Annotated in this window: 23 protein-coding genes; 17 read left to right on the top strand and 6 right to left on the bottom strand. The window is 41.0% G+C overall.

Annotation, left to right across the window (positions count from 1 at the left end):
* Window positions 1-422 precede the first annotated feature (422 nt).
* The 5 genes from uvrD to L2737_RS21305 all read left to right on the top strand — a co-directional run bounded on the left by uvrD (window position 423) and on the right by L2737_RS21305 (window position 7,242).
* A complete protein-coding gene (uvrD, locus tag L2737_RS21325) occupies window positions 423-2,591 on the top strand; it encodes a DNA helicase II (RefSeq protein ID WP_102529807.1) in 2,169 nt (722 codons plus the stop codon).
* Between the two features lie 206 nt (window positions 2,592-2,797).
* On the top strand, window positions 2,798-3,679 hold the full coding sequence (ubiA, locus tag L2737_RS21320; RefSeq protein WP_248957048.1) for a 4-hydroxybenzoate octaprenyltransferase: 882 nt from the start codon (window positions 2,798-2,800) through the stop codon (window positions 3,677-3,679).
* A gap of 99 nt (window positions 3,680-3,778) precedes the next feature.
* On the top strand, window positions 3,779-4,666 hold the full coding sequence (locus L2737_RS21315) for an alpha/beta hydrolase (protein ID WP_248957047.1): 888 nt from the start codon (window positions 3,779-3,781) through the stop codon (window positions 4,664-4,666).
* 38 nt (window positions 4,667-4,704) lie between these two features.
* Entirely contained in the window at window positions 4,705-5,724 is a 1,020-nt protein-coding gene (locus L2737_RS21310) for a hypothetical protein (protein ID WP_248957046.1), read from the top strand.
* Window positions 5,725-5,991: 267 nt separating this feature from the next.
* Window positions 5,992-7,242 carry a YeeE/YedE family protein gene (locus L2737_RS21305; protein ID WP_248957045.1) on the top strand — a complete coding sequence of 417 codons (1,251 nt, stop codon included), beginning with the start codon at window positions 5,992-5,994 and terminating at the stop codon, window positions 7,240-7,242.
* A gap of 113 nt (window positions 7,243-7,355) precedes the next feature.
* Here the strand turns inward: L2737_RS21305 and L2737_RS21300 are convergent, their stop codons facing one another.
* From L2737_RS21300 to L2737_RS21285, 4 genes are all read right to left on the bottom strand, one after another.
* Window positions 7,356-7,934, bottom strand: a complete 579-nt coding sequence (locus L2737_RS21300) for a nucleoside triphosphate pyrophosphohydrolase family protein (RefSeq protein ID WP_248957044.1) — start codon at window positions 7,932-7,934, stop codon at window positions 7,356-7,358.
* A gap of 190 nt (window positions 7,935-8,124) precedes the next feature.
* On the bottom strand, window positions 8,125-8,709 hold the full coding sequence (locus tag L2737_RS21295) for a TlpA family protein disulfide reductase (protein ID WP_102436891.1): 585 nt from the start codon (window positions 8,707-8,709) through the stop codon (window positions 8,125-8,127).
* On the bottom strand, window positions 8,702-9,178 hold the full coding sequence (locus L2737_RS21290) for a cytochrome c-type biogenesis protein (RefSeq protein ID WP_248957043.1): 477 nt from the start codon (window positions 9,176-9,178) through the stop codon (window positions 8,702-8,704). Before L2737_RS21290 ends, L2737_RS21295 begins: the two co-directional genes overlap by 8 nt.
* Entirely contained in the window at window positions 9,175-11,154 is a 1,980-nt protein-coding gene (locus L2737_RS21285) for a heme lyase CcmF/NrfE family subunit (RefSeq protein WP_102476506.1), read from the bottom strand. Before L2737_RS21285 ends, L2737_RS21290 begins: the two co-directional genes overlap by 4 nt.
* A 507-nt stretch (window positions 11,155-11,661) precedes the next feature.
* Between L2737_RS21285 and L2737_RS21280 the strand changes: the two genes are divergently transcribed.
* From L2737_RS21280 to L2737_RS21230, 11 genes are all read left to right on the top strand, one after another.
* Window positions 11,662-13,686, top strand: coding sequence for a cytochrome C (locus tag L2737_RS21280; RefSeq protein ID WP_248957042.1), 2,025 nt, complete (start codon window positions 11,662-11,664; stop codon window positions 13,684-13,686).
* 85 nt (window positions 13,687-13,771) lie between these two features.
* Complete coding sequence (locus L2737_RS21275) at window positions 13,772-14,203, top strand: rhodanese-like domain-containing protein (RefSeq protein ID WP_248957041.1); 432 nt, start codon at window positions 13,772-13,774, stop codon at window positions 14,201-14,203.
* 74 nt (window positions 14,204-14,277) lie between these two features.
* Window positions 14,278-15,051: an FKBP-type peptidyl-prolyl cis-trans isomerase gene (locus L2737_RS21270; protein WP_248957040.1), complete on the top strand. Its 774-nt coding sequence runs from the start codon at window positions 14,278-14,280 to the stop codon at window positions 15,049-15,051.
* 76 nt (window positions 15,052-15,127) lie between these two features.
* Complete coding sequence (locus tag L2737_RS21265; protein ID WP_248957039.1) at window positions 15,128-15,868, top strand: nitrite reductase; 741 nt, start codon at window positions 15,128-15,130, stop codon at window positions 15,866-15,868.
* A gap of 67 nt (window positions 15,869-15,935) precedes the next feature.
* Window positions 15,936-16,643 carry a 4Fe-4S dicluster domain-containing protein gene (locus L2737_RS21260; protein WP_102475886.1) on the top strand — a complete coding sequence of 236 codons (708 nt, stop codon included), beginning with the start codon at window positions 15,936-15,938 and terminating at the stop codon, window positions 16,641-16,643.
* A gap of 1 nt (window position 16,644) precedes the next feature.
* Complete coding sequence (nrfD, locus tag L2737_RS21255; protein ID WP_248957038.1) at window positions 16,645-17,592, top strand: NrfD/PsrC family molybdoenzyme membrane anchor subunit; 948 nt, start codon at window positions 16,645-16,647, stop codon at window positions 17,590-17,592.
* 99 nt (window positions 17,593-17,691) lie between these two features.
* Window positions 17,692-18,195, top strand: a complete 504-nt coding sequence (locus tag L2737_RS21250; RefSeq protein WP_248957037.1) for a nitrous oxide reductase accessory protein NosL — start codon at window positions 17,692-17,694, stop codon at window positions 18,193-18,195.
* Window positions 18,196-18,305: 110 nt separating this feature from the next.
* Window positions 18,306-19,688 (top strand): nitrous oxide reductase family maturation protein NosD, encoded by a 1,383-nt coding sequence (gene nosD / locus L2737_RS21245; RefSeq protein ID WP_248957036.1) that lies wholly within the window; start codon window positions 18,306-18,308, stop codon window positions 19,686-19,688.
* A gap of 6 nt (window positions 19,689-19,694) precedes the next feature.
* Complete coding sequence (locus L2737_RS21240) at window positions 19,695-20,597, top strand: ABC transporter ATP-binding protein (protein WP_248957035.1); 903 nt, start codon at window positions 19,695-19,697, stop codon at window positions 20,595-20,597.
* A gap of 9 nt (window positions 20,598-20,606) precedes the next feature.
* Window positions 20,607-21,428, top strand: a complete 822-nt coding sequence (locus L2737_RS21235; RefSeq protein WP_248957034.1) for an ABC transporter permease — start codon at window positions 20,607-20,609, stop codon at window positions 21,426-21,428.
* Between the two features lie 220 nt (window positions 21,429-21,648).
* On the top strand, window positions 21,649-22,926 hold the full coding sequence (locus tag L2737_RS21230) for a winged helix-turn-helix domain-containing protein (protein ID WP_248957033.1): 1,278 nt from the start codon (window positions 21,649-21,651) through the stop codon (window positions 22,924-22,926).
* Window positions 22,927-23,034: 108 nt separating this feature from the next.
* Here L2737_RS21230 and fre read toward each other — a convergent pair whose 3' ends face one another.
* Window positions 23,035-23,733: an NAD(P)H-flavin reductase gene (gene fre / locus L2737_RS21225; protein ID WP_102528037.1), complete on the bottom strand. Its 699-nt coding sequence runs from the start codon at window positions 23,731-23,733 to the stop codon at window positions 23,035-23,037.
* Between the two features lie 87 nt (window positions 23,734-23,820).
* Window positions 23,821-25,302 carry a 4-hydroxy-3-polyprenylbenzoate decarboxylase gene (gene ubiD / locus L2737_RS21220; protein ID WP_248957032.1) on the bottom strand — a complete coding sequence of 494 codons (1,482 nt, stop codon included), beginning with the start codon at window positions 25,300-25,302 and terminating at the stop codon, window positions 23,821-23,823.
* 203 nt (window positions 25,303-25,505) lie between these two features.
* Here ubiD and L2737_RS21215 point away from each other — a divergent pair, with 203 nt between their 5' ends.
* Window positions 25,506-26,105: a hypothetical protein gene (locus tag L2737_RS21215; RefSeq protein WP_248957031.1), complete on the top strand. Its 600-nt coding sequence runs from the start codon at window positions 25,506-25,508 to the stop codon at window positions 26,103-26,105.
* Window positions 26,106-26,997: the final 892 nt, after the last annotated feature.

Below are 26,997 nucleotides of genomic sequence, written 5' to 3'. Positions count from 1 at the left end.
CCCGTTTAAAATATGCGCTTTTCAGCATTTTTCGTTTGGGGCGGCAGGGTGATCCAAGAGGGTATTGCTGTTGATACCCTTTTGGTCTGGTGTGGGCGAAGCGTCACGACTTTGATTTTTTTCAAACGATAACTTCAAAATTTGAAATAATTTTTGGGGGGCAGAATGTGTTAGTTTTTAACTGGCTTCCTCACCAAAAAGTATCAAACAATATTATAAATTATCAAACACTATTAAGAGTTACCAAACGTTAATATAAACTCACAATTAGCTCATTATCCCCTTCTTAATTTGAGTATCAATGAACTGTAATTAAGATATTCATCGCTTGTTATCCGTGCTTATACGATTAAGCCTCCTTGCACCCTAGGATCCCATGGCATTGAACTGATATACTGCCCGCTTGATTTTTGGGAGGACCAATGGACGTATCATCATTATTAGATGGCTTAAACGAAATGCAACGCGAAGCCGTAGGGGCACCGCTTTCTAGCATGCTGGTTTTGGCTGGCGCAGGCAGTGGTAAAACGCGGGTATTAACCCATCGTATTGCTTGGCTAATGCAGGTTGAACAACAAAGTCCATACTCCATTCTAGCGGTAACCTTTACCAATAAAGCGGCGGCAGAAATGCGCGAACGTGTGGAAAAGGTCGTTGGCACAAACATGGGCCGCATGTGGATTGGAACCTTCCATGGCTTAGCGCATCGCTTATTACGCACCCATTATCAAGATGCGAATTTACCGCAAAGCTTTCAGATCATTGATTCTGACGACCAATTACGTCTACTAAAACGTATCCTTAAAAGTCTAAATTTAGACGAAAAACAGTATCCTCCTCGTCAATGCCAAGGCTATATCAATGGTAAAAAAGACCAAGGATTACGTCCTAAGCATATCGATGCGGGCAATTTCCCCATTGAGCAAAACCTTTTAAATATCTACAAAATTTACCAAGAGTCATGCGATCGCGCAGGCTTGGTGGATTTTGCTGAAATCTTATTGCGCGCCCATGAGTTATGGCTCAATAAACCACACGTATTGGCGCACTATCAAGAACGTTTTAAGCATATTTTGGTGGACGAATTTCAAGATACCAATGCGATTCAGTATGCCTGGATCAGAGTGTTAGCAGGTAAGTCAGCCAATGTGATGATTGTGGGTGATGACGATCAATCTATTTACGGTTGGCGTGGTGCGCAAGTTGAGAACTTACACCGTTTCTTAACTGACTTTCCTGGTTCAAATACGGTTAGACTGGAGCAGAATTATCGCTCAACAGCCAATATCTTGAATGCCTCGAATGAACTCATTGCTAATAATCCTGAGCGTCTAGGGAAAAAGCTGTGGACCGAAGATAAAGCCGGTGAGCCCATCGCCATTTATTGCGCCTTTAATGAGATGGATGAAGCGCGTTTTATTGTCGGCAAAATGGCTGAATGGCATGCAAAAGGGGGCAATCTAGCTGATTGTGCGATTTTATATCGCTCAAATGCACAGTCACGTGTCCTTGAGGAAGCGCTGTTACATAAAGGCTTAGCTTACCGAATCTATGGTGGTTTGCGTTTCTTCGAACGCCAAGAAATTAAAGATGCCATGGGCTATATGCGACTCATTAATAACAAAGATGACGACGCAGCCTTTGAAAGAGTGGTGAATACACCAACCCGTGGTATCGGTAATCGTACTTTAGAAATTATTCGCTCAACGGCTCGCCAGCAAGAAATGACCATGTGGCAAGCCAGTGTGCGATTAATGGAAGAGAAAGTATTAACTGGCCGTGCGGCGAATGCCGTTAATGGCTTCATGGATTTAGTGATTGGTATGCGCACCGACACCAGTGACATGAGTTTATATAGCATGGCTGATACTGTGATCCAGCGTTCTGGTTTACGCGCCATGTATGAGGCTGAAAAGGGCGAAAAAGCCCAGTCTCGCGTAGAAAACTTAAATGAATTAGTCACCGCTGCGCGCAGTTTTGAGATGCCAGAAGAGCTGGAAGATATGGGCGAGCTAAATGCCTTTTTATCTCATGCTGCACTTGAGGCTGGTGAAGGCCAAGCCGATAAGTTTACCGATGCGGTGCAGCTTATGACTTTGCATTCAGCCAAAGGGCTTGAGTTTCCAGTGGTCTTTATGGCTGGCGTTGAAGAAGGGATCTTCCCAAGTAAAATGGCATTGGATGAAGGCGATCGTTTAGATGAAGAACGCCGCTTATGTTATGTGGGTATGACCCGCGCAATGCAAAAACTGTACATCAGTTACGCTGAATCTCGTCGCATTTATGGCCGTGAAGATTACGCCAGTCCTTCTCGTTTTATTGGTGAAATCCCATCGGAATATGTGGAAGAAATTCGCATGAAAGCGTCGGTATCAGCACCAGCGATGAGCAGCCGATTTAACGTGCCTCGCCAGTCAATCGCCAATGACAGTGGCTTTAAAGTGGGACAAAAAGTGAAACACTTTAAATTTGGTCAAGGCATAGTGACTGACTTTGAAGGCACAGCCGATAAAGCCCGAGTACAAGTTAATTTTACTGATTTTGGCAGCAAATGGTTATTAGTCTCTTTAGCCAAATTGGAAGCGTGTTAATAGAGAAAGTGAGCCGTTTTCTGTTTAATATCATTTGTTGATATCGATCAAGCAATTGCCATGAGAATAAGCTTTAATGGCTTTTGCTGATTAATTCCATTTTCAGCGTGTTAGATTATTATTTTGGCCAACACATAATAAAGAACGTCATGACAGTGTGACTAATAAGAAGTGAATAAACTTCAAATGCGGGAGTGAAGTTAGCCATGGCAGTATCCTCATGGACGCTAAAAGAGAAAATTTCGATTTACCAACGTTTAACACGTTTAGACAGACCCATTGGGACTTTGTTGCTCATGTGGCCATGCCTTATGGCACTGGTATTAGCGGCTGGTGGTATGCCGGATGTAAAGGTACTGGTTATCTTTGTATTTGGGGTGTTTATCATGCGCGCTTGTGGCTGTGTGATTAATGACTTTGCCGACCGAAAACTCGATGCCCATGTCGAGCGGACTAAACACCGCCCTTTAGCTTCTGGTGAAGTCAGCAGTAAAGAAGCCTTATTGCTATTTGTGGTGATGGCATTAATCGCCTTTAGCTTAGTACTGTTTTTAAACCCGCTGGTGGTTAAGCTTTCTGTGGTGGGGATCATTCTCACCATCATGTATCCGTTTATGAAACGGGTCACCAATATGCCACAGATGTTTTTAGGCATTGTTTGGAGCTGGTCAATCCCCATGGCCTATGCCGCCCAACTGGGTTATGTCCCCATTGAAGCATGGTGGCTATTTGCGGCTAACTGGTGCTGGACAGTCGCATACGACACCATGTATGCCATGGTGGATAGAGATGATGACTTAAAAGTCGGTATCAAATCGACAGCAATTTTATTCGGTCGCTACGATAGAGAATGGATTGCACTGTTTCAACTGGCTGCGTTAGTGTGTTTCATCTGTGCAGGATGGTCGGCTGAACGCGGCTTATTTTATGGCATTGGTATTAGCTCGTTTATTGTTTTTAGTGGCTACCAACAATGGCTAATTTACAGCCGTGAACGGGCACCTTGTTTCAAAGCTTTTTTGAATAATAACTGGGCTGGATTTGCCTTGTTCGTTGCACTCGCTGCTGATTATATGTTGCCCTACTAATTTAGTGTGAAAACGGTACAATAGCCTGAATAATAGCTGGGTCAATCATAGGCTCAGCATTAATCAATAGCGCTAAAACAACATCAACAAGGATAGCTGATGCACACTTCTTTATTGCTGGTTGTGGCGGTAATGGTGTTATGTTTATCAACCTTACCGACGCCAGCAAAGGCAAATGATGCCTTTTCCATTCCTAATACAAGCTCCATTACGCTAGAAGACTCAGACCGAAGCTATAAGGTGTTTATTAAGCTGCCTAATAGCTATCAAGAGAACGATCCCGCTCAGTATTACCCTGTGGTCTATATGACTGATGCCATGTACAACTTTCAAGTGGTTTCAGGTGTTACTCGATTACCAATGAATATGCGCAATATGCAGCAAGCGATTTTAGTGGGGATCGATTGGCAAGAGGGTATGAGTCCTGCTGCAAGTCGTATTCGTGATTACACCCCAAGCTCAGATGAAAGCTGGAAGCGTAAAACCGGCGAAGCCGAACGTCATTTGCATTTTATTGCGAATAAGTTGATGCCCCATATCAACAAAACCTACCGCACTTTACCTAGCCAAAACACCTTAGTGGGTCATTCATTAGGCGGGTTATTTGGCGCCTATAGTTTACTGACCCAGCCGGATTTATTTAATAATTACTTATTGAGTAGCCCTTCTCTGTGGTTTAACGATAAACAACTGATGAAGCAGTTTCGCGGCAGTGACTTTATGCTTAAAAGCATCAATGCCAAGGTGTTTATTGCCATTGGCGAGTATGAAACGGCTGAGCTGACTGATTTCGGTCATGATATGGTTAATGATGCGAAGGAATTTAAAGCCATCTTAGAGCAAAAAAATAGGCTGTCGGCGACCCAAGGGGTTAATGTCAAATTGCAGGTTATTGCCGAGGCAGATCACAGCATGGCATTTCCAACCGCTGCGATTCAGGGCTTAAGTTGGTTTTTGCCTCAGCAGAATAGGTTGGCTTTGCACTAATCAGCTCGCTCACGGTTTATCGTTACAAGGAGTGTATTGTGAAACGTTCGCTTAAATTTCGTTTGGGCTTTTTAGCCCTGGCCATTATCAGTTATGTCATCGGTTTTCAGGTGATGCCTGAGCAGCTTAATAGCACTTATGAAATGACGGTTGTGAGTGGTATTTCTGTGCTTTATTTTCTGGTTTTACCGGTACTTTATTGGATTGCAATTATCAATATCGGTAAGCAAAAACCATGGAAAATATTGGCGATACTCAGCTTAAGCGCCTTGATGGCACGTTTGAGCTTTCCTGAAGACATTGCCAGTTACTTTGAATTTGTGATGTGGGTGCGCTATCCCATTCTTGCGGTTATTCTACTGTTTGAAATTTACTTATTATTTAGTGTGATTAAAGGTTTATGGCAGGCAAGAAAACTAAAAGGCGACCCAAGAATAAAAGCACTGAATATTAGTGACGATGAGAAAAGCCAAATGGTAGGCATGATCATGGCGGGGGAAGCGGCTAATTGGTTTTACAGTATTCCTAAGTTTAGTGCTAATCACCCCAAAGCAATAACCAATATTAAGCTACTGAGTGCCAAAGCTTGGTTCATGTGGCTAATGATTGGCTTATGTTTTATTGGCTCGACTATCGCGTATTTATTGTTAGTGGACTGGAGTGAAATAGCGGCAATTCTGGTGTCGGCTATTGTCGGTTATGGCTTTTTGACCTTTATCGCGAACTACAGAATATCTCGGCATTATTCATTGTATGTCCATGATGACAAACTGGTGATTAACAATAGTATTTGGGGGTTGTTGATGGTGAATATCGCTGACATTAAAGCGGTGACCATCACTGAAACAACCAAAACCAAGGATGAAGACATTTTGTTTGTTGGCCGTGGTGATGTCGCCAATGTGACGGTCGACTTTAACCAAACTCAACGTTATTTTGGCGCCATGGGGCAATTACCAGAGCCAATTGAGCAGCTATTACTGGTGGTGGATGAGCCACAAAAGCTACAACAAACCATCGAGCTTGCTCAACCCAACAAGGCAGACTCTGAGTCGTAAACGTTATAAAAGCAATGTTAATACTGCTTATAATTCTACCTTACTCACTATCCTATTCATTATTCTACTCACTATGCCACTCATAGAGTGGCATTTTTTTGTTTCAGGCATGAGCTAGTCCAAAGTGGTATATCAATCAGGCGGGTTTCAATAGACATCAGTATGATGATTCACCACAATTACCGAAAAACTCACAACAATTAAAAGCTATTTAAATCAATAGCTTTGTAACTAAATTGTTTCATAATATTGGTAAATGTTACAGCTATGAATAACAAGCAAGCTCTGTATGGTCTCATCATACTCATGCTAACTCTGGTTGCTGGGAGCACTTTGCTCAGCTCTGATGGGTTGTTTCTTCGGTTACTATTAGGGTTAAGTTTAGGTTTTGCCCTTGCGAAAGGCTCTATTGGTTTTGCGGGAAGTATTAATCGTGCATATCGACGTGGTTCAACGCAACTATTACAAACCTTGATGTTTATGTTTGTTATTACGGCCTTTATCAATGCAGGCCTGTTGATGAATACCGGATACAGTCAGTTTGATCTGTGGATTAATCCAATCAACTTGGGCTTATTGCTAGGCGGGGTGATGTTTGGTGCTGGGATGAGTTTATCAAGCTGTTGCGCCACTGGCATGATGGTTGAATTTGTCAGTGATATTCCACGGGCTGCGACCACGTTAGTGTTTTTTGGCGCTGGGGTATTTTTTGGCTTTCCATTACAAAGCGGACAGGAGTGGATAACTGATACTTGGGTTTCTTCTCAAAGCTATGACGGTAAAGGAGTATTTTTACCTGACTTATTCGCTAATACGCCTTTGAATGGCTACTTTATGGCGATGGTGATTACCTGCTTATTGGCATTCATTGTCGTAGTACTTGCTAAAAAGTATGAGAGCCACCGTCGCCAGAATGGGTCGTATTTAGGCGTCGATGGCGAGCTAGCCCGCCAACCGTTAGCTCAGCAAGAAGATAAACCCTTTAAGTTGTGGAGTGTGGAAACATATCGAGCATGGTTTGCTAGCTTATGGCAAATGCGCACCACAGCGTTAGTGATTGCAATTATATTTGGCGTCATGATGGCTAGTACGGGGTCAGGCTGGGGCGCTTCAACGCCATTTGGTATTTGGTTTGCCAAAGGACTGATGTTGTTTGGCGTAGAGCTAGAGACTATTTCAGCTATGAGTGATCGCCCTGAAGGCATGTTTACTACGGCATTTTTTGACCATGAAATATCAGTGCAGAACATGGCGATATTTTTAGGTGCGTTAATTGCGGTATTGTTTATGGGTAAGTTCCGATTTTCATTACGCTTAAATCATTCTTATAAACAGTTTGCCTTATTTGCTTTGGGCGGGTTGTTGATGGGCTTTGGCACACGCTTTGCCAATGGTTGTAATGTGGGTGCTTTATTTACGCCAATCGCTAACTTTTCATTATCGGGTTGGGTGTATTTGGTTGTGCTGATTTTAGGCGGAATTATTGGCAATCGTTTTCAGCGCTGGGCGGTTTCTTAAAAAAATGCTTAATAGAATGTCATAATAAGTGCTCACTTAGTGATTATTTGCCATAAAAAAGCGCTCTTAGAGCGCTTTTTTGTTTTCGGCTTGGGGCTCAGCTCAAAGGGAGATCAGTTCGTAACTAATTTAGCTAAATCTGCAGGGCGATAATAAACAGATTTTAATACCTTACCTTGGCGAACCACTTTACCTGCCATCTCCACATCTTTGGCACACTTGGCAATGATAAACTCACCTTTAGTACTACCGACAATTTCAACACCTTGCTTGGCATAATGAGCAATAGTTTCGGTGAGTTCTTGCTCGTTGCGGCACACTTTACTCATGTTACTTGAATGAACTTCATCCCAGCATTCAATGAAGTTAACTTCACGATTTTTAGCAACGGCGAGTAATAAATCTATCAAATAGCTGATCTCTAAACGATCGGTCATTTTCGATGCGCCTAAGTGTACTAAACGACCCATAAGCACATAAACAGAATCAACAATGGCATCAGCTTGTTCAACACTGCAATCTGCTTCTGCGAGCTCTGTGAGCTCTTCAATAATCAATGAAGTGTGTAGGGTATCTGCTTTGTCGTCTAGGCTAGCTGCATTTTCAATGGGCAAATCAAAGGTGCTACGAAACTCTCTGATATCACGATATAAATGGTCATAAATGGGTTGGTCTAATACAGATAACTTCATTATTTATTAAGCCTAGAAAGTAGTAAATAGGCGAATATGGTAATGAATTGACAGGGCTTGTTCAAGATAAACGGCGGCCCAATTGCACAGGGTCACCGTTTGTGAATAAAAAAAACCGCCTAGGATGAATCAGGGATGTTAGGCGGAGGTTAATAGACAACCTTTTGTGATGATGAAACTTTTAAATTACTTATCGATGGGCGTATTTTTCAATCAGACCATCTAAATAAGGTTGGATACCTTCATCTGTCCAATCAATGTATCCACGAACAAAGCCGACTAGGTTTCCTTTGCCGTCTAAAATAAAGCTAGCAGGCAGTAAATCTGCAGGCATGATGTAATCAACATTCTTGTCAGGATCAATCCAAGTCGCGTAATTATCAAAACCATGTTGTTCGAAAAAGGGTTTTATATCATCTGGATTTTCATCAATAGAAATTGGCACAAGTGCAAAGTCTTTATCTTGATTTCGCTCTTTAATTGCCTGCATCGCTGGGATTTCTTTGATACACGGTGCACACCAAGTTGCCCATAAGTTCACCATGACTAGCTTGCCGTGGTGTTGTGCTAGGTTGACCTTGTTTTGTTGCTGATCGCTAAAGTCAATGTCTTGAATTTTGCGCGCATTTCGCAGCTCAACAAAACGCGACATCACCATAGGTTTCTCTATTTGTTCACCCGTTTCATAGACTTTCACATCCACAGGCTTTGCAGCAGCATTAAAAGTAACGCAGCCAGTTAAAAGCAGTAACGTTATTGGCATTAATTTATTCATATTCATTCTCGTTTAAATGGAGTTTAATTGGCGTTTGGGGTTGTTTAATAATCCAAGCGATACCACCGATTATTGTGAAAAAAAACAACCCAATTGGGATGAGCCATAAAGCTAACGTGCCTGAGTGCAGGCTAGGTTGATAGCGGATTCGTTCGCCGAAACGGGCTACCATAAAGTCAATGATTTCTTGTTTGGATTGACCCTGATCGAGTTTTTGAAATATGTGCCCTTTAAGCTCGTTTGCTATTTGGGTTTCCGAATCAAATAAACTGCGATTATCAGATGCTGGGCAGCGCAGTTCTTGGGCAATTTCAAAACCAAGTTGACGTTTTTCATCAGCAGAATAATTTCGGTGGGATAATGCCTCAGAAGCCGTGACATTTTGCACGCTAAATATCAATAACACGGTTATTATGGCCACTGAAATAGGGCTGAACATGCGGTGGAGCATTCGATAGAATGGGGTCATGAGGTTGCCTCCTCTAGTCGAGATGTTTTCTGATCATTAGTGCGACATGGTGAGTGTTTTGATGCAGTGCTGTCACGGCAAGCTATGACAACCCATACGCCTGCTAACATCATCAAGATTGCGCCAATCCATAACCAATTCACCATAGGTTTGTAACTGATACGCACTAAATACTCTGTGTCGTTGAGCTGGTTGCCCATTGAGACATATAAATCTTTACCTAAGGTTGAATAGACTCCTGCTGCAGACATCTGCATGCCGTTAGTTTTAAAGGTTTGACGTTGCGGGTAGGCATAACCTACCGTCGTTTCTTCCTCATCCATAATACGAATGTTGGCTTGTAGCGCATCGTAACTGTTGGTTGAAACTTGCTGGGTGTTTTCAAATACGAAGGTATAACCTGCTAGTGTTCGCCCTTGATTAGGGCCCATGCTCAACACTTCTTCTTGCTCAAGGTTTGATACAACAGAGCCTGCAAAAATAGCCACTGCGACGCCAAGATGAGCGACACACATAGCATAAAATCGACGAGTCTGTGTTATTGAACTTGTATGAAGTTGATGCTGGATCATGGCAATGATCAATGTGAGCACTAACCAAGTCACAGACATTAAACCGATGAAGAACCAAGCATTTGCTTGTTCAAATGAGTTGTTGATGATTGCTGCTAATACGATTGAGATACCTAGCAAAAACGCAGGCACTTTCAGATTCTTAGCGCTATCTTGTTGCCAACGCAGTAGAGGGGCTAGCCCCATTAATAAGCTGAGTAGTACCAGGATAGGGACAAAAATACTGTTGAAATAAGGAGCGCCTACAGAGATGGTGACGCCAGTAATAACTCGGTAAATAATCGGATAGTAACTACCTAGTAGTACCGATAAAGCAGCAATAACCAGCAACAAGTTGCCGATTAATATCAAGCTATTGCGTGAAATTAAGGCAAACTTATCGGTAGATTGTATATATTGAGCCCGAGTGGCAAAAAGTGCTAAGGCGCTACCAGAAAACAGTACCAATAATAGCAGTATTGACATACCACGAGTTGGATCCGCAGCAAATGCATGAACAGATTGCACCACACCTGAGCGTACGATAAAAGTGCCCAGTAAGCTTAATGAGAATGCTAAAATAGCCAGAAACAAGGTGAGCTTTTTACATTGTCCGAAGCGTCCAGTCATCACCACTGAGTGGACTAATGCAGTGGCAACTAGCCAAGGAATGAAAGAGGCATTTTCAACCGGGTCCCAAAACCACCAACCACCCCAGCCTAGTTCGTTATATGCCCACCAAGAACCAAACGCATTACCCCCTGTTAAGAAAACCCACGCCAAAATAGCCCAAGGACGTAAATAGCGCGCATGCTGTTGTGTGAACTGTTTTCCCATGAGTGCAGCAACTGCTGCAGCGAAGCACACCGTGAGACCAACGTAACCTAGAAATAATAACGGTGGATGAATAATTAAGCCGATGTTTTGCAAGATAGGGTTGAGGTCTCGACCTTCGATAGGGAAGTTGGGTAATAACCTAACAAATGGGTTTGAGGTGAAAATGATGAATAAGCTAAAGCCACAGATAACAGCTGCTAGCACTGAAATTGTTCGGATAAAGAAAGCATGATCAGCTTCATTGTTATGAGTATTGGCAATAATAACCGTCCATAACGCGATAGCACTCACCCAAAATAACATTGAGCCTTCGTGGCTGCCCCAGATAGCAGCGACTTTATAGAAAGTCGCTAACTGAGTATTAGAGTGATCAGCGACATAGGCTACTGAAAAATCATTGCTAATAAAGCTAATAGCTAAACAAATAATCGCACCTAAAAAAGCACTAATCATCATATTACTGATAGGGCGATAATAGCTAATTAAATAAGCATTACGCTTATATAAACCCACCATAGGAATAACGGCTAATAATAATGATAACGCAGCGGCTATTATTAACAGTAAATGCCCAATCTCTGGAATCATATTATTACCTATATATTGTGTGGAGGGTTTAATAATTAATATAAGATAAATCTATTTTGTTAATGAGAAAGTTATATCAATATTAATTAGACGTTTTGTTGTCTTTAAACGACTTGTTTCTAGCGACTTATATCATCACTTAAATAAGAAGCAACTGAAGGTTATCTATGTTGAGGATATTTTTCTGTGAGGTTGATCTTAATAATTTTGCTAATTTTAATATTGAGATATTTTTATTTTGTAAAAAACAAATTTATGATTTTTCATAGATAAAAAAATGGCGTTTTTATATAAAAAATAAAATAAAAATATAATTATGCTGTTGTTTTTATTGGTTAATATTGTTTTTAGGTTTTGTTAGGTCTGAGGCGTTTTATGATGTGATCTAGCTCAACAAATCATTGGTTTTTATCTTTAAACTTAGTCTTGCTCAAATTAATTATATCGCTAGCTGAACTGCCAGGTTCGACTGCAACATATAAAATAATGATGATTAGGAGTGGGACAATGAAACAGGCTAAATACAAGATAGCAGCACTAAGTGTGCTAGTTTGTCTTGGCATTGTTGGCAATGCGAATGCAGCTGGTAAATACGATAGTATACCAGCAATGGGTAAAACAGCTCAGAAAGTTATTTCAAATCCAAATGGAGATGAAGAATCAAAAGGCGTTAAAACGCTACAAGATTATATTGTTCAAGAACAAGAACTTTTTGATTATTTATTCCAGAACCATCCAGTATTTAAATACCATGAAGAAGGTAACTTAGTGGGTGATTACCACATTAGTGACCGTGGTGAAGAGTATTTAGATACAGGTAATAGCCCTAAATATAGCAAACGTGTGGGTCGTCCAAGCGCTGTTCAATATCGTTTAGGCGCTAAATCAATTCTTGATTATCCAAACAAGTTTGTTGGACCTGAAAAATGTGGCGAATGTCATGCTGTTCAATATGAAGCATGGAGTCGTTCTCGTCACTCTAAAACAATTCGTTTCCCTGGTGAACATCCAGAAGTGGATAACGATTTGAATAAGACCATGTACAACACCAAAGATACCTCTATTTTGGCTGATGGTATTACGCCTGACATGATCTACGCAACTGTGGGTACACCACGTACTAAATACGGTTTCATTGATGCATGGTTAGTCCGTGGTACTTACCATATTCGTGACGGCTTATTGAGAGATGGCAGCGGTAAAATGGTCGCTGGTGGTAACCAATTCTCACGTGGTTGGGCTGAATGGTTAACGCCTGAAATGGCTGCCAAAATTAACGCAGTTATCCCAGAATTCCCTGAAACTAACGATGGTAAAGCATTTGGTTTAAGTGGTTCTCACCAAGTGGGCATGAGCTCATACGGTGCGAAGTATGAAAAAGCAATGTTGTTCCAACCTGCAAGCTCTTACTGTGAAGTGTGTCATAGCTTCAAGTTCGACTTCGAAACTAAAGATGAATACTTAGCTGCTTTAGGTGACCCTAAAAAACTACAAGAACATACCATTTCTAAAGGTATTGCTTGTGAAGAATGTCACGGAGCAGGTGGTCATCTAGATGGTGGTAATGGCGGCGGAATGCCTTCGAATTGTGAACGTTGTCACCAACGTTTTAACTTCGTTGATGAGCTAGCTGATACAGAAGAAGGCCAAGATAAACTTGAGTATGCTTTTGGTGTGAAAATGAAGTCTGCATGTCCATCATGTGGTACTGAAGGTTCGCAAATGTTCGCTTCTATGCATTATGAAAAAGGCATGCGTTGTGCGACTTGTCATGATCCACATGAAGTTACAAGCAACGATTGGAAGTCTGGTTATACCAAACCGAAAATGAAGAAAGAGTGTTCTGACTGTCACGCAGCGCAAGCTGAAATCGCAGCAAACACTAAGACTCATAGCGACCAAAGCTGTACAAGTTGTCACATGCCTAACATGGGCAGTTGTGAAAACTTCACCGCAATGCAGTTCCCTGATCAAGCTGGTTTCGACGCGGTTCGTAAGTCGCACATGTGGAAGATTGAAATCGACCCAACTCAGAAGACATTGAACCCACCAGAAGGCAAACCGCGTGAAGCGACCACTAAAGGTTGGACTGTTGCGAAGAATGCTAATGGTAATAACTACTTAGATTTAATGTGGTCTTGTGCTCGTACTGCTATCTCTGATGATAATGTCGTTAATGGTAAAGGTTGTCACAGTCAGTTCCAATCAGAACTTGACCCAAGCCTACACTACGAAGATCAACAAGAGATCTACGGCGAAGTGATGAAGTTCCAAACGCCTATCAAAGAAACTTACGCTCAAGTTGTCGGCGCTCTTGACACTATCGACCAATTATTAGAAGTGACTAAGTTATCTGTTGAAGATAAATCACAAGTTCTTCTATTGGCTGATAAAGCACAAGATGCAGTGACTTTACTTGAAAAAGATGGTTCTTGGGGTGTCCACGGTGCACGTTATACCCATAAACGTATTGATGCAGCACTCACTTACGTGACTCAAGCTCAAGCCATTATTAATGGTAAAAAAATGTAAAACCCTAATGGCTACTCACGTATGTGAGTAGCCATTTTTTAATAACTCGGCGTCAGCCGATGCCGAGATGTTTTGAGAGAAAACCATGAAAAAACTACTTAGCAATATTTTGATTTCAGTATCGTTGTTCGTCGCAGTGCAAGCACAAGTGTTTGCTGGTGCGGGTGGGGATCTCATTCCAATTCCTATTAATGACATTCAGCTTAATCCGATTTCAATGCGTGAAGCTGAGTCGTTAGTGGGCAATGAAGATGTTTATTTTTTTGATGTAAACACATTGGAGTTATGGGCTGAAGGGTTTATCCCTGGTGCGGTGTACTTCAACGTGAAGAACTGGAAAAAGTTACTTCCAAAAAATAAGGATGCGGTGATGGTGTTCTACTGTGCTAACACTTTATGTACTTCAAGTGCGATGGCTGCACGAGAAACAGTAAAACTAGGTTACACAGGGGTTAGACATATGGCCGATGGAATTTACGGCTGGCGATTGTCAGGAAGAGTAACAGAATTACCTTAACCATTTTATTACCTATTTAAGACCTGATGATGTGTTGTCGCTGGGTCAATCTATTTTCCAAGAGAGAGTGCCAAATGAAATTATTAAAGAAAAGTACCTTAGCCATTGCAACGTGTATGACATTGGTTTTATCAGCAGGCAGTTTTGCTGCTCAAAACGTAGAAAGCGATGTTGAAAAACAGTCTTACAGCATGGGCGCTTCTATTGGTAATTACCTATCAAGCCAAATTTATAACCAAACAGAGCTTGGCGCTCAAATTAATGTTCAATTGGTGATTGATGGTGTGATTGATGCGCTTAAGAATGAACAGAAAATGTCTGATGAAGATGTGCTGACTTACTTAAACGATCGAAGTGAACTACTTAATTTATTGAGTAGCCAAAAAATGCAACAAATTGCCCTTGAAAGTAAAAAAGCCAGTGATGCTTTCTTAGTTGAAAACAAAGCGAAAGATGGCGTTAAGGTGACGGGTTCTGGCTTGCAGTATGAAGTGATAAAAATGGGTGAAGGCAAAAAACCTAACCCTGAAGATGTGGTCACTGTGAAGTACAAAGGCACATTAGTTGATGGGACTGTATTTGATGAAACGACAGATCCAGTTCGTTTTGCATTACTGACAGCCATTGCTGGTTGGGAAGAAGGTTTACGCTTGATGCCTGAAGGCTCAACCTTTCGTTTTGCCATTCCATCTGAGCTAGCGTATGGCAAAGACGGTGCTGGTGATATTCCTGGAGATACTGCATTAATTTTTGAAGTGGAATTAGTTAAGTCTGAAGCACCGAGTGAAAACGCAAAAGGTATGGGCCTAACAGGTATGGGCATGAACGGCATGATGGGCTCTCACTAAGCTTTTACTAACAACAAGTTGTCATTGAACTTTTGGTGATAACTCATTAATTAAATTCAAGAAAGAAGAGACGCGTATGAATATTCTGGCCTTAGGTATAGCAGTATGTCTGAGTATATTTATCGGACTCTTCTGGATTCATCACAGTGTATATAACCGTAATTTGAGCAGCACTGTGATGAAACAAGCCAATAAAGTGGCTGACGGTAACAATGGCGAGCATTGCCTTAAATATGATGAATTTAAGCTTGCTGGTTCTTATCAAAGTCCATTATGGATGTCAGTCGCTGTATTGATTTTTTCGTTATCTATATATGCCAGTGGAGGACATTTCCAAGATTGGGATAAAGGTCAGGCAGATGACTCGGTGGATTACTTGATTGCAGCCAGTATTACTAAAGGGCGAGATCAAGTTCAGCAACAACCACAAAATGAATTAGCGCTTATTTCGTTAGCACAATCATATGCAGAAGGCGGTTTATATGCTGACTCTGTGACGACGCTAGATCAGTTAATTGAGCTAGTGGGTGCTGATGCTGAGTTATTAGGCATAAAAGCGACATCAATGTATTACCGAGATAGTCGTCAGTTTTTACCTGAGACCAAAATGGTCATTGATACAGCGTTGAGTTTTCAACGTGATGAGCTTAATACCAGATTGCTACTCGCAACAGATGCTTACCTTAAGGGTGAATATGTTGACGCGATAGATCACTGGCGCATCTTACTGACCAATCAAACTCAATCTTTTAATAGACAATCTATTAATAACGCAATTATGAAAGCCGAATTTAAATTAGATGAATTGAGTCGATGATTCGTCATTTGAATTTGCAGCGAACCAATAAATACCAGTCAGCGATAGCTGCACTAGGGAGGATGTTGTGAGTGAAAATATAGAAAGACGGAGGTTTCTAAAAGGTATTGGAGCTGCTTCTTTAATTCTGGGCCCTATGGGCTGTACTTCAGTTAAAGATGACAACGAAGATGCTAACAAACCTCATTACGTTATGGTGTTTGATCAAAATAAATGTGTCGGTTGTGGTGAGTGTAAAGAGGCATGTAATGTCGCGAATAACTTACCTGACGGCAAATCAAGAATGTTGATGGAACATCAATCTGGCGGTGTTGAAGGGCAAGCATGTCCACATTGTGGCAAAGAAGAGTGTAACTGCGAACGTAAGTTTGTACGTGTTTCTTGTCAGCAATGTAAAAACGCGCCATGTGTCAGTGTATGTCCTACAGGTGCGGCACATAAAGATCCTAAAACAGGGATCGTCACCATGGACGCAAGTAAATGTGCAGGTTGTAAATACTGTATTGGCGCCTGCCCATACAATGCACGTTTTATTAATGAAGAAACTGATGTGGCTGATAATTGCGATTTCTGTTTAAACAGCAAATTATCAAAAGGTGAGTTACCAGCTTGTGTACAACAGTGTAAATATGATGCGTTGATCTTTGGTGATGCAAACGATCCAACCTCATACGTTAATAAATTATTAGCGGTGAAAGACTCTGTGCGTATGAAGCCTCAATTTGGTACTGAACCAAGCCTTCGTTACATTCCAGTTGTTAAGTTGGGGGTATAAGATGGACGGTTCAATGGAGTTTACCATGGGGCTATCTGAAGGGGTTGCATGGCCTTGGCCAATTGCTGTTTACCTTTTCTTAGCCGGTATTTCAGGTGGTTCTTTAGTGGTTGCTTTAGCAATTCGCTTTTTTAAAGGCCAAACTGAAACTACCCCACTGTATAAAGCTGCCAGCTTAATCTCGTTTGTGACGATTGCACTAGGTATGTTATGTCTGGTTTTAGACTTAACCAACCCATTGTTCTTCTGGCGTATCTTGGTGTTCTACAACTTCACATCTGTGATGTCAGTAGGGGTTATCGCTTTATGTGTGTACATCCCACTTACGGCAGTGTTGTGTCTTTATGCCTTTGAAGATGAAATCAAATCGATTCCAGCATTAAGCTTCTTGCTACCTATTATTAATATGCTTAAACCAGTTCGCAAACCTTGTGAAGTGACAGCATTAATTTTAGCGGCATCTGTATGTGCTTATACCGGTTTCTTGATTTCAGCGTTAATCCGCTTCCCACTGATTAATACTGCAGTTTTACCAGCGCTATTTATAGCGTCAGGTGTCTCTGCAGGTGCGGCTGCATCAAAAATGTTGTCGGTATTCTTGTTCAAAGAAGACATGCACAGCAGTGAACTTAAAATCCTTCATGGGGCTGAATGGCCAATCATGATTGCTGAAATTTTGTTTATCTGCATGATCGCAATGTCGCTTGCAACGGGTAATGCTGGTGCGCAATCAGCTTTTGAAGCATTTACAGCTGGTGTATGGGCAAATCTATTCTGGATTGGTGTTGTAGGTGTTGGGTTCTTAGGGCCTATCTTGCTTAACTTCGCCACAGGTAAAACCTTTAGCCATTCAGCTAAAGCATTTTACTTATCAGGGTTTTGTGCCATTAGCGGCATGATGTGTTTACGCCTGTTTATCCTGTATGCAGGACAAACATACGCAATTTAGTGTTGCCAGAATCACCCTTAAGCGCATATGTCTTCCCTTAGTCATTTTTAAGGGTGATTCTTTTTACTTTGTAGAGCTCGTGTTGAGTTGGAAATTTAAATGAAAAAAATCCTATCGTTATTACTACTAGTGCCATTGTTATTTGCCTGTACTCCAGACAAGGTTGGCGCAGAGGCGAGTGGTCACAGCCATGCCATACATGAGCATGATCGCTGTCATATGTGCGGAATGATGATCACAAAGTACCCTGGTCCTAAGGGGCAATTGAGCTTAAAAAACGTTGAAGTAAACCCTTCTTTTTGTTCGACACGCGATATGTTCAGCTTTTTATTACAACCAGAAAATACCCGTCAGGTGAACCAAGTTTGGGTGCATGATATGGCCAAAACAGACTGGGATAATCCCAAAGATGAATTCTTTATTGACGGTAAAACTGCGACATATGTTTATGGCACCAGTCGACAAGCGGTGATGGGGCCTGCTGTAGCCTCATTTAGTACTGAACAAGCAGCGCAAGATTTTGCCCGTGAGTTTGGTGGGGCTGTATTGAAGTTTGACGACATTACTATTGAATTATTAGGCGAGAATATGAGCCATCATTAAGCCTATAAAAACAAAGGTGTTAGCTTGGTAAAGTATTAATGTTCTTAATTTACTAAAAGTCATTAGCTAAGCAAATTCAGATAATTGGTTAGATGAAAGTGAGAAAGTCCATGGGTAAATTTGTATTGATTTGGTGGTGGATTATTGGTGTATTTACTGCACCTATTACGCTTGCTGATTCAATGGAAATAGATGTTAATCCACTAGTCAAATCTGTTTTATTGCAAGAGATTATTGACGAAGCAAGTGCTCATGACCGCATTGCTTTGAGTAATCAAACCTATCTTGGTAATGCGATTATTAATAAGCCCCTCACATTAATCGGTCATCCCAGGTCAATTATTGATGCTCAAGGTCAAGGTAGTGCCATTACGATCGCCAGCAATGACGTCAATATTAAGCAATTAAATATTCTCAACTGGGGAGACGATCAATATGAACTGAATGCAGGCATATTGATTAATGATGGCATGACAAACATTGTGATCGCTGACAATGTACTCACTGGCGATGGCTTTGGCATTCGCGCCGATAATAGCCATCATATTGAAATTTCTCACAACCTGATTAGCGGCGATGCTGAACGCTTTGTATTGGATAGAGGCGATGGTATTTATCTAAAACGTGTGGATCATGCTGTTATCAATGGCAATGTGATTAAAGATGTAAGAGATGGCGTGTATCTAGAATCAGGTAAACACAGTTTAGTCACCAATAATCAATTTTCTAAGCAGCAATACGGTATTCATTACATGTATACCGAAGATGACGAAGCCTTTAATAATGCAGCCACAAAAGTCGATGGTGGTTACGCATTAATGAACTCTAAGCGGATTAATCTACATCATAATCAAGTTAATGGTGCTGCGATATTTGGTGTGTTGCTAAACATGACCAATGACTCAAACGTTCATGCCAATCATGTGAATAATATCGTTAATGCAAACCCTAAAATGCCAACGGGCGATGAAGGTAAAAGCATGTTCATTTATGGCGCCCGTGATAACCGTGTTTATAACAATGAATTTGCTAATAGCGAAATTGGTATTTATATGGCGATGGGCGGCGAAGGCAATCAAATATATAGCAACCAGTTTATTAATAATCAAGCTCATGTGAAGTATGTCGGCGATACGATTGTTGAATGGAGTCATAAAGAACAAGGTAATTATTGGAGCGGTTTTATCGGTTGGGATCGAACAGGTGATGGGTTTAGCGAGCAAGCTTATCAGCCAAGCGATCATTTAGATCGTTTGTATTGGCTTTATCCTGAAGCGCATTTTTTATTGAAAAGTCCTGTGGCTTCTTTGCTGCGCTGGACTCAGCAGCAATTTCAAATTATGCCGGAAGCAGGTGTGATGGATAGCTTTCCAATGATGAGTCCGGCTGCAAATTCCAATATTGGTTATGCCGCTGAACTAGCAGATTATCCATATGTAAATTCAAACATAGTTTCAACAACTCAGCCTTCTGAGCATTCGTTATATAAGTAGGTTTTTATGCCAATAAATTCAGTTATTCAGGTTCAGAACCTCATTAAACAGTACGGTGAATTTACTGCCGTAGGCAATATCAGTTTACAGGTACATGCGGGGGAAACGTTAGCATTGCTGGGGCATAATGGTGCAGGTAAATCTAGCCTGATAAAAATGCTGTTAGGCATAGTAAAACCCACATCGGGCCAAATTACCATGATGGGTAAAACGGTGACTCATGAGAAAGATCGCCGTCAGATCAATCTAGGTTACCTACCTGAAAATATCAGTTTATATGAAAAGCTCACCGGCAAAGAGGTGTTGAATTATTTTGCCGCGTTAAAGCGGATTGATAAATCAAAAGTTCTACAAGTACTCGAAGAGTTTGGCCTTGAGCATGCGCAAGATAATCCGGTTAAAAGCTATTCAAAAGGCATGAAGCAGCGTCTAGGTTTTGCCCAAGCAATATTGTCATCTCCTGATATTTTATTACTTGATGAACCTACAGTTGGACTTGATCCACAGGCCTCACTGTTTATGTATCAAAAGATTGATGAACTCAAACGCCAAGGTTGCGCCATTGTAGTGTGTACCCATGAGTTGGCAGTTGTTGAAGATAATATTGATCGTGCTTTTATTATGGCTAACGGCATGGAATTAGCCTCTGGCTGTGTAGAGACGTTGCGCCAATTAACAGACTTAAAAGTGTTGTTTAAAGGAGAGGAAATTAATCAAGCGATAGCAGAGGATGAGTTTTTAAATACATTGGCTGTGAATAATCAATTATTGATTCATCAGGTAGATAAGCCAAGAGTCATGCAGTATCTCACGCAGCATTGTGGCGTTTATAACTTCTCTATTGAAGAACCTGGTTTAAGTGATATTTATCATCACTGCATGAATAACCGTCATCAAAACGTTGCTTGAGGAATTATGATGTTTACACCTATTTTAACCATCGCCAGTAAAGAAATTAAAGACAACTTTCGTAATCGTTGGGTGGTGTTTATCGGTCTGATATTAACTAGTTTATCCTTAATAATTTCATTTTCAGGTTCAGTTGTCACGGGTGAGTTAGCTGTTCCAGAGCTGCCAATGTTAATGGCCAGTCTAAGTTCCATTGGAGTATTTATTTTACCATTAACGGCTATTTTGTTGAGTTATGACAGTTTTATTGGTGAAGAAGAGTCTGGTACCTTGCTGTTGCTATTGTCATACCCTTTAAGCCGCAGTCAGATATTATTAGGTAAGTTTGTTGGCCATATCACTGTGCTAGCTTGCACTATTGTATTTTCTTTTGGATTAACAGCTGCACTTATTCATGTGTTTACTGGCACTGAATTGTCATTATTGTTGCCGTTGTTCTGTCATTTAGTGTTTAGCAGTATTTTACTGAGTATGTGCTTTGTATTAGTGGGTTATGTGGTGAGTTTGCAGGTGGCTGAAAAAGCTAAAGCCATTGCTATTTTATTGTTTATTTGGGTAGCGGTTGTATTGGTTTACGACCTTATTTTACTCACACTTATGGTAGCGGAAGCTGTGGAGCTTTCTAGTCAACTTTTACAGGTAATGATATTGCTTAATCCAAGTGACATTTTCCGCGCTCTGATGTTAGTTGCTGCCCCTCAACAGGATACTAGCAGTAGTTTATCGTCGTTAGTTCAATTTCCTCTGTCTAACTTGTATATCGCATTAACAATATGGGTTGGGGTAATGATGTTGATTTCACAAAGTTTATTTCATCGGAAAATATTTTAACTGCAATGCTTAATTTTAGAGAATGAAATGGTTATTCATTCACAATGTTAATAGCAGTAATTAACAAAAATATATTTAGAGCTATATCTATATAAGTGTTTGTATTATCTGATTTTAAAATATTTTAAGACTGAGTCGGCAATCACATATTTTTGATAAGATATGAATTATGATTCATGTGATTTTAATTGACTCAATAGTAAAACTTTAGGTGCAGGCAGTGCTAAAAATTACTTCATATTTAACACTCGATACTTCAGCCAAGCAGCTGATTAATCATCTTAATGATGAGAAAACCAGTCTGACTTTTTCTGAAAATGCAGTATTAATTAAACTATTAGATAATAGCGAAGAAATCTGGACAAAAGAGCACCTATTGGCGGAAGGATGGCCTGATAGGGTGGTTGCGCCTACCTCATTAACTCAATGTATTAGTACATTACGCCGTAAATTAGAGCCTTTTTCTGAAATTCATTTAAAAGCTGTCGCAAGACGTGGCTACCAGCTTCATATTGATGAACGCAGTCATGTGAAAATGGTTTCTTTAACTGACTCCGGTACGATTAGAGCTGCTTTTTTAGATGTCAGCGTGATGGTCAAAATTGCTGGAGCGTTATTTGTTATTGGATTAATCATTCTTGCTTGGTATCAATGTGAGTACCATAAAGTCTTAAAAAATACCGCATTTTGGAGCAGCGACAAGCAAGTCGAACTCAATATTGGTGGTGTAAAAGAAAGCGCAACCTTATTATATAAAGATGATACAGATCAGTTGCATGAGTCGAAATGGCAAAAACATATTGCGCCTGAAAGTAATGTTGTGCTTGGACTTAAGGGCTTTAGCGCTTTCGCATTGACCAATGGAAACAATTACTCATTTGCTGCTTGTCCTGGTTATGCATTAGATGATTGTAATGGCGTCGGGATTATCAATATCAATGCGCTATCTCCAGAGCCTGCTGGCTTGAATATGCGTGAATTTGTACCGTTAACTAAAAAAATGGAAGAACGTATTCGATTTAATCGAGTGCTGATCCCAAAAGATAGCGTTGGCAATATTATCGAGCATCATTACCATGCTGACGTGTATTTTCCCGCAGCAGGTGAGAAGCTTATCCGTGGTGATTTTAGTCTCTCACTTGTCTATGACGGTGAAAAGAGTGGCCAAATCTATACTACGACCTGCATCACTGACGAAGATTGCAGTACGACGCCAATTAAATGGAAAACCCGTGGTACGTTTAATCAATATGAACAAACCATTGGCGATTATGAGGTTGACGTTTTCTATAGCAAAATAGCTCAAAAAGAGTTTATTAAGCCAGACTTCGTTACCCCGTCGGCAATGCGCTTTTACCGTGAAATCCGTCGAATGGATATTCAAGAAACCGAATTGATTTTCTTTAGAGTGCATTCCACTGAGAATACCGCTGTATGGATATTCCCTTTTATGGATGGACTTGTAGCTTGGTCTAAATATGAGAAAGTACAATTCTAGCCATTAGTTTAGCGTACTGAATAATTGAGTTTTAGTGCGAAGAAATAATGGGGATAAACAAAAAGCCGACTAAAATAGTCGGCTTTTTAATGGGTAAATCAATTAGGCTTATTTGATAAATGCGAAGGCATCACCATAAAGGTGAGCTTCATCAACGCCCATTTCACGAAAGACTTCACGTGCTGCACCAACCATATCAAAACGGCCAGCAATGTAGATGTCGTAACCCACTAAGCTGACATAGTCTTGCTTAATTTGCTCAAGCAAATTGGCTTGTTTGCCATTCCAGTTAGCAGGTGCTTCTTCGACAACAGGCACAAACTCTAACCAGTTGTGATCAGCATGCCATTGACGGGCAATCGCTTGATAGTACATTGCATCTTCAGTGCGGCAGCCCCAATAGAATTGAGTTGCTACTGTTTGACCTAACGCTATTTGATTTTCAATGATGCTTTTGATGTAAGAGAAACCTGTACCACCAGCTACCATAATACGTGGACGTTGGCTTTCAACGCGTAAAAAAGCATTACCTGCTGGGGCTTCAATGTCTATGTATTCATCATTTTTTAGACGCTCTACCACTTGCATTGGGTAGCTTTCAGAAACAGCAGCGCCGATATGCAGCTCAAGCAGTTCTGCATTTGGTGCAGATGCTATTGAGAAAGGACGTTTGTCTTTTTCTCCCATCACGATCGATAAGTATTGCCCAGCTTGGAACTCAAAAGCCGCTTCAGGCTTAAGAAATACCTGAAAAACTGCGTCATTAAACGCGGTGACTTTTTCAACTTTACAGCGAATGGTGTTCATCTAACGTCCTTTGTGACCCTTTCTGAGAAGGGTTATTTTCTTTTTATATGTGGGTTCTAGGTCAAGCTAGTGTGATATAGATCACCATTATAGCGTTGGAGTGTCATCAATACCTAATTCTTCCCAAATATGATCAATCTTTTCTTTCACTTTGGTGTCCATCACTATCGGCGTACCCCATTCTCTGTCAGTTTCGCCAGGCCATTTGTTAGTGGCATCTAAGCCCATTTTTGAGCCTAATCCAGCCACTGGTGAAGCGAAATCTAAGTAATCGATTGGGGTATTATCAACCATCACAGTGTCACGGGTTGGATCCATTCGGGTAGTAATAGCCCATATGACATCTTGCCAATCGCGGCAATTGACATCTTCATCTACAATGATGATGAACTTAGTGTACATAAACTGACGTAAGAACGACCATGCTCCCATCATCACGCGTTTGGCATGACCTGCATATTGTTTACGAATCGAAATCACAGCCATACGGTACGAGCAGCCCTCTGGCGGCAAGTAGAAGTCGATTATTTCAGGGTATTGCTTACGCAAAATTGGCACGAATACTTCGTTCAGTGCAACCCCGAGCATTGCAGGTTCATCAGGTGGACGACCTGTGTAGGTGCTGTGATAAATAGCATCTTTACGTTGGGTCATATGGGTGACAGTAAAGACAGGGAACTTGTCTGTTTCGTTATAGTAGCCTGTGTGATCGCCGTAAGGACCTTCTTCAGCCATTTCTTCTGGGTCAATATAACCTTCTAAAATGATTTCGCTGGTAGCGGGGACTTCTAAGTCGCAACTTAATGCTTTACAGACTTCAGTGCGTTCACCACGTAATAGGCCGGCAAAAGCATACTCACTCATTGAATCTGGTACAGGAGTAACGGCGCCTAGAATGGTCACAGGATCTGCGCCTAGAGCTACAACAACAGGGTAGCGCTCACCTGGGTGTTTTTCTTTAAAATCTTTAAAGTCTAACGCGCCACCACGATGGTCAAGCCAGCGCATAATAAGCTTATTTTTACCGAGTAATTGCTGGCGATAAATACCTAAGTTTTGGCGTTTCTGACGTGGCCCTTTAGTGATGGTCAGGCCCCATGTTACTAATGGAGCGACATCCCCTGGCCAGCAGTGTTGAACTGGTAGTTTGGTTAAATCCACATCGTCACCGGTAATAACCACTTCTTGGCAGGGAGGATTACGCACGGTTTTAGGCGGCATGTTCAAGGCTTGCTTGAATTTAGGGATTTTAGCAATCGCGTCTTTAAAGCCACTAGGTGGTTCTGGCTCTTTTAAAAACGCCAGCAATTCACCGACTTCACGCAGCGCTAATGGATCTTCTTTACCCAATGCCATGGCCACACGTTTAGGTGTACCAAACAGGTTAACTAGCACTGGCATGCTGTTATCTGTTGGGTTTTCAAAAAGCAGGGCTGGACCACCAGATCGTAATACACGATCGGCAATTTCTGTCATTTCTAGATTGGGATCAACAGGATAACTAATACGTTTCAGTTCACCGTTGGTTTCTAGGTGATCGATAAAGCTACGTAAATCCTTAAAACTCATGGCTTATTCACTCTATTGTTAATCGCTCTTTGGGGCGCACTATAGCATTTTTATAATATTGGGTTAAGCCAAGATTATTAGTAGGACGGAATTTTGAGGTAAACTGAAATGAGTAAAGTTTGCCCGTTTCTTCATGTGAGTTTTTGTTTGAACCCAATTGTCAGGTAAGTGGGAATGAACTGAAGAAACTAAGGAGTAATAGTATGACTGATAAACATGATGACCGAGAGCTTTTGCACCGTAGGCTTTACGGTTTAATAATACTCACGCCTCTTTTACTAACTGTGTATTCAAGTGCTATTAATGCTGAAGTATATACTCATCATCAGCTCTCTAAAGTGGCTGCTGATGAACATTCGCGGCACGCTACAAGTTATTCGACAGGTAAGCATGTAAACGATCGGTACTCTCGCCATTCAGGATCGTCAGTGAGATGGGGTGTAGGTTACAACAATTATTGGGGCCCGAGCGTTGGTATTGGTTGGAGTAGCGGTTGGAATAATCGATGGCATAACCGCTGGGGCTATAATGGTTGGCGTTCCCCATATCGATACGATTATTATGATCGTTATTACCGTGATCGATATATGAATAATAGACCGCGCAGTAATTACGTTCAAAAAGCGACGCCGATCGAAGCGCCTAAACGTACTACAACCAGTATTGAATATGCCAAAGGACTGACTCAGCTACCAGAAAATGCGCGAGTGATTCAGCGCGATGGTCAGACTTTTTATCAATGGGATGGTAAAGAGTACTATTTTGATTGGTCTACAGAGCGTTATCTGGCAGTGAGTCAATAAGCTCTTATTTCGCTAATTCTGAACAATATGATCACCAGTACCTGTGACAGTATGTTTTTTACTTAAAAATGGCGAGATGCAGATGTTATTCGAGCTGTCATTAAAAGTACCATTGAATAGAAAGGTAAAAGCCCTAATGAATCCATTTCATTAGGGCTTTTGTTGTTGCATTGTCTTACGACATTTTATCGTTACATATTATTATTTTTATTCCCTGTAACGTACTTCAAAATAGCCGCTGTTGTTTATGGGGGCACAACAGCAATTATTAAGAATGAACTGACAAACTTGCCTGTCATTATATTTTTATTATCCCTTCCCAATCGCTTTCGCTGATGAGAAGTCAAGCAAGTTTGTCGTAGCACTTTACGCTGTGAACCTAACCTTAATTACCACTAGATCCAGCATAATAAATTGACAAGATATGTTGCTAGTTTTAACTCTCGCTGGGGATCGAAAGCTAAACAACTTATCTTGCCGAAACTGCTAATGATTATTGAGTAACTCGCTTAACTTAGTTGTTCAATAAAACATTATAAAATTGACAAGAAGAGTGACTGTTATCAGCTAATCATAACTGCCTAATATTCGCTGGGGGACGAATATTAAAGCCACTTTTCTTGCCTTAACCGCTAATGACATTTTAAGACAAACCACTCACTCATTTGCTCAAATTCTCACTGTAAAATTGACAAGAGAAGTGACTGTTATTATCTAACTGCTTAACCTTCGATGGGGGACGAAAGCTAAAGCCACTTTTCTTGCCTGAACCGCTATTGAAATTTTAAGACAAACCACTCACTCATTTGCTCAAATTCTCACTGTAAAATTGACAAGAGAAGTGACTGTTATTATCTAACTGCTTAACCTTCGATGGGGGACGAAAGCTAAA

Origin of the sequence: Shewanella electrodiphila (assembly GCF_023283985.1) — a bacterium.
In the GTDB taxonomy this organism is placed as follows: Bacteria; Pseudomonadota; Gammaproteobacteria; order Enterobacterales; family Shewanellaceae; genus Shewanella; species Shewanella electrodiphila.
This window is presented reverse-complemented; position numbering and strand designations above follow the sequence as displayed.

Bases quoted from the DNA above. Each gene is read 5' to 3' on its own strand.
- uvrD (WP_102529807.1), top strand. From the start codon at position 423: ATGGACGTATCATCATTATTAGATGGCTTAAACGAAATGCAACGCGAA.
- fre (WP_102528037.1), bottom strand. From the start codon at position 23,733: ATGAACACCATTCGCTGTAAAGTTGAAAAAGTCACCGCGTTTAATGAC.
- L2737_RS21280 (WP_248957042.1), top strand. From the start codon at position 11,662: ATGAAACAGGCTAAATACAAGATAGCAGCACTAAGTGTGCTAGTTTGT.
- L2737_RS21290 (WP_248957043.1), bottom strand. From the start codon at position 9,178: ATGACCCCATTCTATCGAATGCTCCACCGCATGTTCAGCCCTATTTCA.
- L2737_RS21265 (WP_248957039.1), top strand. From the start codon at position 15,128: ATGAATATTCTGGCCTTAGGTATAGCAGTATGTCTGAGTATATTTATC.
- ubiA (WP_248957048.1), top strand. From the start codon at position 2,798: ATGGCAGTATCCTCATGGACGCTAAAAGAGAAAATTTCGATTTACCAA.
- nosD (WP_248957036.1), top strand. From the start codon at position 18,306: ATGGGTAAATTTGTATTGATTTGGTGGTGGATTATTGGTGTATTTACT.
- L2737_RS21270 (WP_248957040.1), top strand. From the start codon at position 14,278: ATGAAATTATTAAAGAAAAGTACCTTAGCCATTGCAACGTGTATGACA.
- ubiD (WP_248957032.1), bottom strand. From the start codon at position 25,302: ATGAGTTTTAAGGATTTACGTAGCTTTATCGATCACCTAGAAACCAAC.
- nrfD (WP_248957038.1), top strand. From the start codon at position 16,645: ATGGACGGTTCAATGGAGTTTACCATGGGGCTATCTGAAGGGGTTGCA.
- L2737_RS21250 (WP_248957037.1), top strand. From the start codon at position 17,692: ATGAAAAAAATCCTATCGTTATTACTACTAGTGCCATTGTTATTTGCC.
- L2737_RS21240 (WP_248957035.1), top strand. From the start codon at position 19,695: ATGCCAATAAATTCAGTTATTCAGGTTCAGAACCTCATTAAACAGTAC.
- L2737_RS21215 (WP_248957031.1), top strand. From the start codon at position 25,506: ATGACTGATAAACATGATGACCGAGAGCTTTTGCACCGTAGGCTTTAC.
- L2737_RS21275 (WP_248957041.1), top strand. From the start codon at position 13,772: ATGAAAAAACTACTTAGCAATATTTTGATTTCAGTATCGTTGTTCGTC.
- L2737_RS21300 (WP_248957044.1), bottom strand. From the start codon at position 7,934: ATGAAGTTATCTGTATTAGACCAACCCATTTATGACCATTTATATCGT.
- L2737_RS21305 (WP_248957045.1), top strand. From the start codon at position 5,992: ATGAATAACAAGCAAGCTCTGTATGGTCTCATCATACTCATGCTAACT.
- L2737_RS21235 (WP_248957034.1), top strand. From the start codon at position 20,607: ATGTTTACACCTATTTTAACCATCGCCAGTAAAGAAATTAAAGACAAC.
- L2737_RS21295 (WP_102436891.1), bottom strand. From the start codon at position 8,709: ATGAATAAATTAATGCCAATAACGTTACTGCTTTTAACTGGCTGCGTT.
- L2737_RS21315 (WP_248957047.1), top strand. From the start codon at position 3,779: ATGCACACTTCTTTATTGCTGGTTGTGGCGGTAATGGTGTTATGTTTA.
- L2737_RS21285 (WP_102476506.1), bottom strand. From the start codon at position 11,154: ATGATTCCAGAGATTGGGCATTTACTGTTAATAATAGCCGCTGCGTTA.